At 67.0% G+C, this 12006-nt stretch carries 12 protein-coding genes; 9 read left to right on the top strand and 3 right to left on the bottom strand.

Annotation, left to right across the window (positions count from 1 at the left end; all coding sequences use genetic code 11):
• Positions 1–294, bottom strand: a 294-nt coding sequence (locus tag DBV14_RS33735) for a redoxin family protein (protein ID WP_260396784.1), incomplete at its 3' end; no start/stop codon positions are given.
• Positions 295–775: 481 nt separating this feature from the next.
• Here DBV14_RS33735 and DBV14_RS02840 point away from each other — a divergent pair.
• The 9 genes from DBV14_RS02840 (at position 776) to DBV14_RS02880 (ending at position 9976) form a co-directional block, all read left to right on the top strand.
• A complete protein-coding gene (locus tag DBV14_RS02840) occupies positions 776–2458 on the top strand; it encodes a ShlB/FhaC/HecB family hemolysin secretion/activation protein (RefSeq protein ID WP_260396785.1) in 1683 nt (560 codons plus the stop codon).
• 68 nt (positions 2459–2526) lie between these two features.
• On the top strand, positions 2527–4329 hold the full coding sequence (locus DBV14_RS02845) for a DUF2341 domain-containing protein (protein ID WP_124457687.1): 1803 nt from the start codon (positions 2527–2529) through the stop codon (positions 4327–4329).
• Between the two features lie 13 nt (positions 4330–4342).
• Positions 4343–4753 (top strand): biopolymer transporter ExbD, encoded by a 411-nt coding sequence (locus tag DBV14_RS02850; RefSeq protein ID WP_124457688.1) that lies wholly within the window; start codon positions 4343–4345, stop codon positions 4751–4753.
• Positions 4754–4763: 10 nt separating this feature from the next.
• Complete coding sequence (locus DBV14_RS02855; RefSeq protein ID WP_260396786.1) at positions 4764–5483, top strand: hypothetical protein; 720 nt, start codon at positions 4764–4766, stop codon at positions 5481–5483.
• A gap of 91 nt (positions 5484–5574) precedes the next feature.
• Positions 5575–7362, top strand: a complete 1788-nt coding sequence (locus DBV14_RS02860; RefSeq protein WP_124457689.1) for a putative porin — start codon at positions 5575–5577, stop codon at positions 7360–7362.
• Positions 7363–7372: 10 nt separating this feature from the next.
• Complete coding sequence (locus DBV14_RS02865; RefSeq protein ID WP_185545903.1) at positions 7373–8143, top strand: hypothetical protein; 771 nt, start codon at positions 7373–7375, stop codon at positions 8141–8143.
• A complete protein-coding gene (locus tag DBV14_RS02870) occupies positions 8140–9090 on the top strand; it encodes a peptidylprolyl isomerase (protein ID WP_124457690.1) in 951 nt (316 codons plus the stop codon). The genes DBV14_RS02865 and DBV14_RS02870 overlap by 4 nt, the downstream gene beginning before the upstream one ends.
• A gap of 38 nt (positions 9091–9128) precedes the next feature.
• The gene (locus tag DBV14_RS02875; protein WP_124457691.1) at positions 9129–9695 is read left to right on the top strand and encodes a YbjN domain-containing protein; all 567 of its coding nucleotides are present in this window, start codon (positions 9129–9131) and stop codon (positions 9693–9695) included.
• Between the two features lie 38 nt (positions 9696–9733).
• Positions 9734–9976, top strand: coding sequence for a hypothetical protein (locus tag DBV14_RS02880; RefSeq protein ID WP_124457692.1), 243 nt, complete (start codon positions 9734–9736; stop codon positions 9974–9976).
• Here DBV14_RS02880 and DBV14_RS02885 read toward each other — a convergent pair.
• Positions 9952–11448, bottom strand: coding sequence for a beta-propeller fold lactonase family protein (locus DBV14_RS02885; protein ID WP_185545904.1), 1497 nt, complete (start codon positions 11446–11448; stop codon positions 9952–9954). The two genes, DBV14_RS02880 and DBV14_RS02885, sit on opposite strands and share 25 nt — an antisense overlap.
• A 124-nt stretch (positions 11449–11572) precedes the next feature.
• Entirely contained in the window at positions 11573–11977 is a 405-nt protein-coding gene (locus DBV14_RS02890; RefSeq protein ID WP_124457694.1) for a hypothetical protein, read from the bottom strand.
• Positions 11978–12006: the final 29 nt, after the last annotated feature.

The raw sequence follows: 12006 nt of genomic DNA on the forward strand, positions 1-12006 counted from the left end.
GCCCTGGTCCTTGTACTTCTCGTTCCAGTCTTTCACGTATGGCAGGTGGTTCAGGCAATTGATGCATGTGTAGGTCCAGAAATCGACCAGCACCACCTTGCCGCGCAACTCGCCCAGTTTCAGCGGTTGCGAGTTGAGCCATGTGTCGATGTTCTGGAACTCGGGAGCGGGCGACGCCTGGGCGGCGGGTATGTCGCCGCCGGACAGCGGCGGCGCGGCAAAGGTCAGCGTGAGGGCCGCGGCGGAGGCTGCGGCGACCACGGCGAGGAAGGCGGCGGGGGAGCGGAAGCGCATGGGATTCCTTTGTGAGCAAGAAAGAGAAGAGGGCGTGAGCGGCGGATGAATCGGTGAACGGAGCCGATTCTTCGTCGCCGTCGACCCCGTCGGCGCGGAAGGCGTATGCCTCTGTATCTGTCGCGGGCGATCAACACACTACGTTTCACGACCGCGCGGCAAAGCAACCGCTCGTCCGCGTGCAAATGGCGCGCGCTCGCGCATGAGTGGACCGCGTTCACATCGAACGCAAGAAGCCGCCAATTTCATCGCCGTGTCACAAAGAAGAGCCTCTTACATCGAGGCCCTTCTTCTTACGCGCACGAAAACCCGTCGCGGCGGACCGAGTGCCAATTTCTTGATGAAGTTTTCGTGACAAACGACAGTCGCCGCGCACGCCGCGCGTCTAGATATCCGTACGCAACAGCGACATGAAGGCTCTCCCTCATGAGCCGTTGCCAAGCGAGCTTCATCTTTGAGAACCGAGCTGTAAATGCATGACATGAAGAAGAACGCCCCACCGACATGCTGGAGAGCGGTGTGGCTGGCAGTGATGGCGATGGGCGCCCAAGGGGCGGCCTTCGCCCAGGCGTCCGAGCCCGCCACACCATCCGCAAACCCACCCGCCGCGGCGGCCAATAGTCCATCGACTCCCACGCCGGCCGCCGCGCCGGTGGCCACGCCCGAATCGACCCGCAAGGTCGACATTGCCGAATACATCGTGCGCGGCAACACCGTGCTCGACGCCCGCGCGATCGAGAAGGCGGTCACGCCTTTCCTCGGCCCGGACCGCACGCTGAAAGACGTGGAGGGCGCGCGCGACGCGCTGCTCGCGGCCTACCAGGCAGCCGGCTACCAGTCGGTGTATGTCGACCTGCCCGAACAGCAGGTCACGCAGGGCATCGTGTTCCTGCAGGTCAACGAAACACGCGTGGGCCGCGTGCGCGTGGTGGGTGCCGAATACAACTCGCCGGTCGACGTGCGCGACCAGGTGCCCGCGCTGAAAGAAGGCGGCGTGCCCGACTTCAACAAGGCGCAGGCCGAGCTGACCGCGCTCAACCGCAGCCCCAAGCGCCAGGTGATGCCGCTGGTGCGCCAGGGCGCGATGCCCGGCACCATGGACGTGGACCTGAAGGTCGACGACAGCAGCCCGTGGCGCGCCAGCGCCGGCCTGAACAACGACTACAGCGCCGACACGCGCAAGCTGCGCAGCACGCTCTCGCTGGGGCACGACAACCTCTGGCAACTGGGCCACAGCGCATCGATCAGCTTCTTCGGCGCGCCGCAGGACCTGAGCCAGACCAAGGTGTTCTCGGCCTCCTACACGGCGCCGCTGCAGGGCACCAACTGGAGCCTGGAAGCCAGCGCCTACAAGTCGGACAGCAACGTGGCCACGGTCGGCGGCACCAGCGTGCTGGGCAAGGGCCACTCCTTCGGCCTGAAGGCGACCTACACCGTGCCCAATGCGGGCAACTGGTGGCACGCGTTCAGCGTGGGCGTCGATTTCAAGAACAACAAGGAAGCGCTGCGCCTGAAGGACACCGGCGACACGGTGCCGCTGAAGTACGCGCCCATCACGCTGTCGTACTCGGGCTTCCGCCAGTCGGACAAGAGCCAGTACGGCGTGGGCATCTCGCTGGTGGTGGGCACCAGCAGCTCCTTCGGCTACACCAGCGACTGGGCCGCGTTCGACTACAAGCGCTACAAGTCTTCGCCCAGCTTCATGGTGCTGAAGACCGACCTGAACGGCACGCACACCTTCGACGGCGGCCAGCAGCTGGCCTTCCGCTTCAACGGGCAAATGACCGATGCGCCGCTGGTGTCCAGCGAGCAGATTGCCGGCGGCGGCATGAACTCGGTGCGCGGCTACCTGTCGGCGGAAGCCACCGGCGACTACGGCGTGGTCGGCTCGGTCGAAGTGCGCAGCCAGCCGCTGACCTTCCTGGGGCCGCTGGTCGAGAACTGGCGCGTGTATGCCTTCGCCGATGCGGCGCGGCTGCGCCTGAAGAGCCCGCTGCCCGAACAGAACGACCGCTTCTCGCTGTACTCGGTCGGCCTGGGCACCACTTTCAAGATCGGCCAGTACCTCTCGGGCCGTGTCGATTTCGGCTACCCGCTCACGGACGGTGCGCGCACCAAGAAGCACGACCCGCGCGTGAACTTCAGTCTCACCGCGAACTACTGATCCGCGCGGACGCCACTTTTTCTTCTTTCAATTTTTTTCTCTCTACGAGTTTTCCGGAGAACCCTGTCATGCGACGAATTCTTTTTATCGTGCTCACGCTGCTGAGCACGCTCTTGCCCGGCATGGCCCACGCCTGGTGGCAAGCCGAGTGGTCCTACCGCAAGCCCGTCACCATCGACGGCGGCCCGCAAGCCGGTGCCATCGGCAGCGATGCCGGCCGCGTGCCGGTGCTGGTGCGCCTGCACACCGGCAACTTCAAGTTCGAAGGCGTGAGCGAGACCGGCGCCGACCTGCGCTTCGTCGCGGCCGATGACAAGACGGTGCTGAACCACCAGATCGAACAGTTCGATCCGCTGCTGGGCATCGCGCTGGTGTGGGTCGACGTGCCCAACGTGTCGGCCGGCACGCCGCAAAAGCTGTGGATGTACTACGGCAACCCGAAGGCCCCGGCCTCGGGCAACGGCCAGCGCAGCTTCGACCCCGACTACACGCTGGTCTACCACTTCGCCGAAGGCGGCGTGCCGCCGCGCGACACCACGGCCTACGCCAACAACGGCCAGACCTCGGCCGTGCCGGTCGAAGGCACCGTCATCGGCAAGGGCGCCCAGCTCGGCAACGGCCCGCTGATGCTGCCCGCCACGCCTTCGCTGGCCGTGCAGGCCGGCGGCGCGCTGACGTTCTCCGCCTGGGTCAAGCCCGACCAGCTCGGTGCGCGCCAGGCCATCTATGCCCGCCGCGACGGCGCCGGCGAACTGGTGGTCGGCATCGACCAGGGCGTGCCTTTCGTGCAGGTCAATGGCCAGCGCAGCACGCCCGGCCAGCCGATCCAGGCCGGCCAGTGGTCGCACCTTGCCGTGAAGGCCGAGGGCGACAGCGTGGCGCTGTACGTGGGTGGCCGTCCCACCGTGTCGCTGGCGGCCAAGCTGCCCGCGCTGAACACCGCGGCCGCCATCGGCGCCGACGCACCGGGCAGCCTGCCCGCAGCTCAAGGTGCTCAGCCCGCCGCCGCCTTCGCCGCATTCACCGGCGCCATCGACGAAGTGCGCCTGTCGAAGGTGGCTCGCGCCGACGCGCTGCTGCTGGCCGATGCCGTGTCGCAAGGTGCTGAATCGCGCCTCACCGTGTTCGGTGCCGACGAGCAGCAGGCCGGCAAGAGCCACTTCGGCTTCATCCTGGCCGCGATGCCGCTGGACGCATGGATCGTGGTCGGCCTGCTGGGCCTGATGATGGCCGTCTCGTGGGCCATCATGATCGCCAAGGGCCGCCACTATGGCGCCACCTCGCGCGCCAACAGCACCTTCATCGAGCACTTCCGCGAAGCCGCCGGCGCGCCGCTCGACCGCCTGGCCGTGAACAACACCGTGCCGCAAGACGTGCGTACCGATTCGTCGCTGTGGCGCCTGTATGAAGTGGCCGTGGACGAAATGCGTCGCCGCCATGACCGCGGCTACGACCTGAGCGCGGTGTCCAGCGCCACCATCGGCGCCATCCGTGCCGCGATGGACGGCGTGATGGTGCGCGAGATCGAGCGCATGTCCAAGCGCATGAACTGGCTCTCGACCACCATCGAAGGCGCGCCTTACGTGGGCCTGTTCGGCACCGTGATCGGCATCATGCTGGTGTTCGTCGTGGCGGCCATGGCCGGCGCGGTGGACATCAACTCGGTGGCGCCGGGCATGGCGGCCGCGCTGCTGTGTACCGCCGCAGGCCTGGGCGTCGCGATTCCCGCGCTGTTCGGCTACAACTGGCTCGCCTCGCGCTCCGACGCCATCACCGCCGACATGGCCGTGTTCGTCGACGAGTTCGTCACGCGCCTGGCCGAAGAGCAGGGCGAAGGCCGCTCGGTTCCCGTGGCATCGGCACGGGCCTGAGGAGCGCACGACCATGGCAACCCCAGCCAAGTTCGCGCCGCGCAGGCGCACGGGCGGCATCAACATCACGCCCTTCGTCGACGTGCTGCTGGTGGTGCTTGTGATCTTCATCCTGACCAGCAATGCCAGCATTCCCGGCATCAAGGTCGACCTGCCGAAGGCCAGCGCCTCGGTGGCGCTGGAGAAGCCCAAGACCAAGGCCATCACGATCGACAACGCGGGCAACGTGTTCCTCGATGCCTACCCGGTCACGCTGCCGGAGCTCGAAGAGCGCCTGCGCACCGAGAAGGCCCTGTCGCCCGACTTCCCCGTGATCGTGCGCGGCGACTCCAGCGTGCAATACGCCAAGGTGGTCGACGTGCTCGACCTGCTGCGCCGCATCGAGCTGAACCAGATCGGCCTCGTGACCGGCAAGCAGAAGTGAGGAACGCAGAGTGAAACCTCGCGATCCGACGTCTCCTCCCGCGCGCCGAGCCGGCGGGCTGTGGCGCCGCTGGGGTGGTGCGGTCATCGGCGCGGTGATCGTCGCCGCGCTGGTGGCCCTGGTGTGGCACCTGCTGTCCGACACCGCGAGCAAGAAGCGCGTGGTGGCCGATGCGCCGATGCTGATGCTGCCACCCCCTCCGCCGCCACCGCCCGAGCCCGAGAAGCTGCCCGAGCCCGAGCCGGAAAAGGTCAAGCCCGAAGTGGTCGAGAAAGAGCCCAAGCCGGTCGAGCCGCTGGAGCCGCCCAAGGACGACTCGCCGCCCAGCCCGTCGAAAGACCTGGGCGACCCGGTGACCATGGACAGCGCCGGCCAGGCCGGCAACGACGCCTTCGGCATCCAGGCCGGCAGCGGCGGCGGCATGAGCGGCACCGGTGCCGGCGGCGGCCTGGGCAGCGGCTCGTATGCGCGCTATGTGTCGAGCATGCTGCAGCAGGCGCTCTCGCGCGACCCGCGCACCCGCCAGCTGGTGTTCGACGACATCCAGATCGACCTGTGGCTCGGTGCCGACGGCAAGACCGCGCGGGCCCAGCTGGTGCGCAGCACCGGCACGCCCGAGTCCGACGAAGCCGTGCTCGCCATGGTGCGCGGCCTCGACCGCATCGACGAAAAGCCACCGGCCTCGCTGCGCTTTCCGATGCGCGTGTCCATGAAGGGGCGCCGGCCATGAAACCAGTGACCCCAGTGACCCGAGTGACCACCACCGCGGCCACCACCGCCGACGCCCCCAGCCTGTCCCATTCAATCCTGTGAACGAAGCGATGAACCATCTCAACAACATCCATAGCCGGGGCGCCTTGCCGACCCTGCGCAAATGCGCGCTCGCGGCGGCCGTGGCCTCCGTGTTCGTCTTCGCGGCCGGCAGCGCCACCGCGCAAACCGCCGCGGCACCCGCCGAATCGGCCATGGTCAAGCTGATCCGCGGCCTGATCCAGAGCGGCACGCTCGCCAAGGACGTGGGCGAAGCGCTGCTGGCCCAGGCCCAGACCGAAGCCATGGCCGCGCAGCAGGCGCAGCGCATGTCGGCCGCCACCACCGCCGCATCGGCCAGCGTGGCCGGCGGCGTGCGGCTCGAAGCCGGCGACGTGCGCGTGCCTTACATCTCGCAGACCGTGCGCGACCAGATCCGCGACGAGATCAAGAGCCAGGTCATGGCCCAGGCCCAGACCGAAGGCTGGGCCTCGCCCAACGAAACGCCCGAGTGGAGCAAGCGCATCCGCCTCGAAGGCGACGTGCGCGTGCGCAACGAGTCGCGCAACTACGCGGGCAACAACAGCAACATCGAGATCAACTGGTCCGACCTGAACAAGGGCAGCGGCTACGACGTCAACCCGAACACCAACCTGTCGTTGCCGTCGATCCTGAACACTCGCCAGGACCGCAAGAACCTGTTCCGCGCGCGCGCACGGCTGGGCGTGTATGCCGACCTGACCGAGAACACCAAGGCCGGCGTTCGCCTGGCTTCGGGCAGCGACGAGAGCCCGGTGTCGACCACCCAGACGCTGGGTGGCGGCCTGAGCAAGAAGAGCGTGTGGCTCGACCAGATGTGGATTTCGCACAAGCCGGTCGACTGGCTCACCGTGACGGCGGGCCGCTTCGGCAACCCCTTCATGTCGAGCGACGTGGTGTATTCGAGCGACCTGAACTTCGACGGCATTGCCGCGCAGTTCGAGAAAAAGCTCGCCTCCAACCGCGACCTCACGCTGTTCGGCACGCTGGGCCTGATTCCGCTGGAATATTCGTCGGACAGCTCGCCCAGCCGCAGCCAGACCAAGATGAAGAGCGAGAACAAGTGGCTCTTCGGTGCGCAGGCCGGCGCCGAGTGGAAGATCAACGACGAGAACCGCCTGCGCGGCGCATTGGCGTACTACAACTTCAACAACATCAGCGGCAAGGTCTCGCAGCCCTGCGCGCTGTATGCCGGCGCCGATGGCTGCAGCACCGACTGGTCGCGCCCGGCCTTCATGCAGAAGGGCAACACGCTCATGCTGCTGCGCGACATCTCGCTCGACCCGCTCAACCCGGCCGGCACGCCGCAGCCGCAGTACGTGGGCCTGGCCTCGAAGTTCCGCCTGATCGACCTGAACCTTCGCTGGGACACGGCCGTTGCGGGCAACAACCTGCGCCTGGATGCCAACTTCGTGAAGAACACCGCGTTCGACGCCAACGACATCTGGAACCGTGCCGGCACGCGCGGCGCCATCGTCAACAACTTCGGCGCCACCGGCGGCACCTCGAAGGCCGACTACAAGAGCGGCGGCAACGCCTACCAGCTGCAGGCCACCTATGGCAAGCCGTCGCCGTCGGCGCGCGGCGACTGGAACGTGCTGGCGGGCTACAAGCGCATCGAACCCGATGCCGTGCCAGATGGCTACAACGACTCGACCTTCCATGGCGGCGGCACCAATGCGCGCGGCTACTTCCTGGGCGGCTCCTACGCGATCGACAAGAACATGTGGTTCACCGGCCGCTGGATCTCGACCAAGGAAGTCTATGGACCGCCGCTGTCCATCGACACCCTGCAGATCGAATTCAATGCGCGTTTCTAAGGAGCTTGCAGTGTCCAGAAAAATCTTCCCGGCGCTGGTGCTGGCAACGCTTGCCGCCACGGCGGGCGTGGCCCACGCACAGCAACAGCCGCAGGGCCAGAGCATGGAAGAGCGGCTTCGCGCGCAGTTGCGCGTGACGACCTCGCAACTCCAGCAGGCGCAGAACGAGCTGGCCGCGCTCAAGGCGGGGCAGCCCGCGGGCGCGCCTGTCGCGAGCGGTGCATCTGGCGCCGCACCGGCCGCCAAGTCCGACATCGAGGCGCTCAGGAAAGAGCTTGCGCAGAGCCAGTCGCAACTGGCGGCCGAGCGCCACGCCCGCGAGCAGGCGAGTGCCGGCAGCCAGCAGTTGCGCCAGCAGGCGCAGGCCACCACCGACAAAGCCACTGCGCAGATCGCGCAGTACCGCGGCGCCTACGACGACCTGCTGAAGATGGCGCGCGCCTCCGAGGCCGAGCGCCAGCGCCTGGCTGGCGAGGCCGCGACGCACCGCACCGCCATCACGCAGTGCGAGGCCAAGAACACGCAGCTCTATGCCGTGGGGCAAGAGATTCTGCGGGCCTACGAAACCGTGGACCTGGGCAGCGTGCTGGCATCGCGCCAGCCCTTTGCCGCGCAGAGCCGCGTCAAGTTCGAGCAGATCGCGCAGCAGTACGGCGACAAGCTGTACGAAGGCAAGTTCGACGCGCGCGCCGTCAACGCGCCCGCACCGGCTGCCGCTGCCTCGCCCGCTGCCGCCACCCCGGCGGCGGCCCCCGCAGCCACAGGAGAGACCAAGCAATGAAGCGGAACATCAAGACATCGCCAGCCGCCACGCTGGCCAAGCGACTGCGCGCCGCCGCCGGCGTGCTGCTGGTGTCGTCGGTCGGCATGGCCGGCGCGCAGACGCCGGCACCTTCCAGCGGTGCCGTGGTGGCCCGCCTGGGCGAAGTCACCGTGGGCCAGGACGAGGTCGAGAAGCTGCTGCAGAACCTGCCCGAAGCCGAACGCGCGGCCGTCAAGGCCGACCGCGCCCCGCTCGACGGCTGGCTGCGCCAGCGCCTGCTGAGCGAAGCCGTGCTGCGCGACGCGCGCGCCAAGGGCTGGGCCGACCGGCCCGACGTGAAGGCGAAGATCGATGCGGCCACCCGCGAGATCAGCGCGCGCATCGTCAGCACCAGCTACCTTGAATCGGTGAGCCAGGTGCCCGCGGGCTTTCCGTCGGACGCCGAAGTCAAGGCCGCCTACGACCAGGGCAAGACCAACTTCAACCTGCCCGCCGCCTACCGCGTGGCGCAGATCTTCTTGGCCACGCCCGACCGCGAAGCGGCTGCCGTCGCCAAGGTGCGCGAGGAGGCGGGCAAGCTCGCGCGCCAGGCCCGTGCCGGCGACTTCGCCGCCGTGGCGCGCGCCAGCTCGCAAGACAAGCGCAGCGCCGAACGCGGTGGCGAGGTCGACACCTTGCCGCTGGCGCGCATGCTGCCCGAACTGCGCGACACCATCGCCAAGCTCAAGCCTGGCCAGGTCAGCGAACCCGTGCAGGCCGAGGCCGGCTTTCATGTCGTGAAGCTGCTCGACATCCAGCCCGCGCGCACCGCCACGCTCGACGAAATGAAGCCGCAGCTGCAGGCCGCCTTGCGCCAGCAGCGCCAGCAGCAACTGGTGCAGGCTTACCTGGCACAGGTGGCGCCCGCCACCAACCTGAGCATCGATGCCGCCGCGCTCGACGCCGCCATCAAGAAAACAAACTGACCGAATCAATCATTCAATCAATCCAACAGGGATCGCACATGAACACCACAAACACCACCCATAACGCCGACGCCGCCGCCGACATCGCTGCCGCTGCTGCAGTTCCCGCCCTCGACCTGCTCGACGCCGTCACGCCCGAACAGGTGTCCGACGCCATCAAGGCCGCCGGCGGCGCCGTCACCAGCATCGAGCAAGACGGCGTGGTCCGCCTGCACAGCGCCAGCCACGGCATCGGCTTCCAGGTGATGTGGGGCAACCCCGTCACCACCACCCAGTACACCGACTTCACCCTGAGCTGCCCGCTGCATGTGCAGGGCGGCACGCTGCCCGAGGCCGTGCTGGCTTCGTGGCACCGCACCAAGCGCTTTGCGCGCGTGGCGCAGCACGGCGACTTCGTCGTGCTCGAGATGGACGTCGTGGTGGCCGGCGGCGTGAGCCACGCCTACCTGGCGTTCGCCGTGCGCCTGTGGATGCAGATGATGGGCGAGTTCTTCCTGCACCTGCGCAACTACGGCCCGGCCGCGGAAACCCGTGGCGACGCCGCGAACGCGGAAGCCGGCGGTGCTGCCGGTGCGCTCGCCCAGGGTGTGTCCGCCGCTGCGTGATCCAGGTGATGCCAGCCAGCGCCGCATCCAGTCCGTCGGTGGACCTTCACGATTCGCCGACGAGCCGCGCCATCCAGGCCGCCGCGCGACAGGCGCAGCGCGCGCGCCGCGCCGAGACCGTGCGCCTGCGCCAGCGCGCCGCGCTGCTGGAGCTGCTTGCGCAGACCATGGCGGAGCTGCATATCTCGATGGCGGAGTTGAATGCGGCGCGGCGGGCGTTGGCGTCTTCTCCTGCCGCTGCTGCTGCCACGGACGACTACCTGGACAAGACCAGGGACTGATTCAGGGTCCCCGCCGCCACCGGCAGTGTGGCCATCAGACTCAAGACACCGGTACTGGCATCAATGGTGCAGGCCGACACGTCTCTGGTGCCGCCATTCATCACGTAGGCAACCCGGCCTGTGGGGTCCACTGTGACGTAACCGGGGTTACCCCCCGCCGTAAACGTCGGCGTGGCCATCGGGCTCAAGGCGCCGGTTCTGGCATCGATGGTGTAGGTCGACACGTTGTCGGAGACGTAGTTCGTCACGTAGGCAAACCGGCCTGTGGGGTCCACCGAGATGGAGGTGGGCAAGCTCCCTGCAGGCACCGTCGGCTTGGCCATCGGGATCAAGGCGCCGGTGATGGCATCGATGGTGTAGCCCGACACGTTGTCGGAGGCCCAGTTCGTCACGTAGGCAAACCGGCCTGTGGGGTCTACTGTGATGAAGGCGGGGTAGTCTCCCGACGCCACCGTCGGCGTGGCCATCGGGCTCAAGGCGCCGGTTTTGGCATCGATGGTGTAGGCCGACACGTTGTTGTCGCCGCTGTTCGCCACGTAGGCAAACCGGCCCGTGGGGTCCACCGCGATGGAGAAGGGAGAGTTCCCTGTAGCCACCGTCGGCGTGGTCATCGGGCTCAAGGCGCCGGTTCTGGCATCGATGTTGTAGGCCGACACGTTGTTGTCGTCGCCATTCGCCACGTAGGCAAACCGGCCTGTGGGGTCCACCGCGATGGAGGTGGGCAATTTCCCTGTAGACACCGTCAGAACGGCCATTGGACTCAAAGCGCCGGTGCTGGCGTCGATGGTGTAGCCCGACACATTGTTGGCGCCGGTATGGGCCACGTAGACAAACCGGCCTGAGGGGTCCACCGTGATGAAGGTGGGGGTAATCGCCATCGCTACCGTCGGAATGGCCATCGGGCTGAAGGCGCCGGTCTTGGCATCGATGGTGTAGCCCGACAGGCTGTTGCCGAAGTCATTTGCCGCATAGGCAAAGCGGGCCGCGGGCGCTGCGCAAGTCACCGCCACGTTGGTGACGGCGGCATCGGCGACAGTGCCTGCGCCGTTGCTGATGGTGCAGACCCGGGTCAGGATCTTGGACTGGCTCTTGACGGTGACCGCGTAGTTCGCGCCGCTGGGGAGCGCGGCGCCGAAGCTGAAGCTGCCGTTGGCCGCGATGGCCAAGTCGTCACCGGCGTTGTTCTGCAGCACCAGCCCGGTGCCGATCAGGCCGGTGACGCTGCCGCCCACGGTGTAGGTGGGGGCGGGAGGCGGGGGTGCTGCTGGGACCGCTGGCAGGGGAGAAAAAAAGCCGTCGCTGCCGCCCCCGCCGCAGGCTGCAATCGCAAGCGTCGCGCTGGCGATAAGAGACCAGCCGATGCGTCTTGGACGCCCAGACGAAAGAAGCGCGACAGCGGCGCGGTGCCTGAAAAGCTTGGGCATGAGATTCGGCACCGGGGAGCAGGCGCAACAAGATGTGGACTTGTCCAAGCCTAGTCTCCTCATGACGAGGCGTCACTCACCGAAACGTGTGAGTGCGCACTGGGAACCTCGGAGCCCGACCCGCAGGGATTCGCATGCGCCTCAATTGCGTCGTGTCCCAATCCGAATAGAGCTAGCGCGTTACTGGAGTACGCGACGAGTACCAGGCTCCAGCCCTGTCGCCGAATAGCAGGACCAATGCCAAAAGCTCCATGACGACCAGCGTGCCCGTCAACAACCATCCCCAGCCAGCGTAGGCATCGAATCGCTGGGGGTAAATGAACCAGAGCATCCAAGAGGCAACAGTCCAAAGCAGCAGAGCGATGCGCGCCCAGTGTCGGCGTTGAGACAGTTGGAAGATGAAGAATGCCGTGAGCGCGTTGACTCCAAGCGTCACAACAATCCAAACGATAGCGAATGTCATGTTTTCGCGAACCTCGCTGTCTGTTGCTATGCGCCAGAAGCTCGCCGAAGCTTCGGCCAGAAGCACTGCCAGCGACAGAAAAACCGCAATCTGAACTTCCTTCGGAGCTTTCATGGTGGGGCGTGACCAGGAGGTTTTTGTGG

Origin of the sequence: Variovorax sp. KBW07 (genome assembly GCF_003852515.1) — a bacterium.
GTDB lineage: Bacteria > Pseudomonadota > Gammaproteobacteria > Burkholderiales > Burkholderiaceae_C > Variovorax.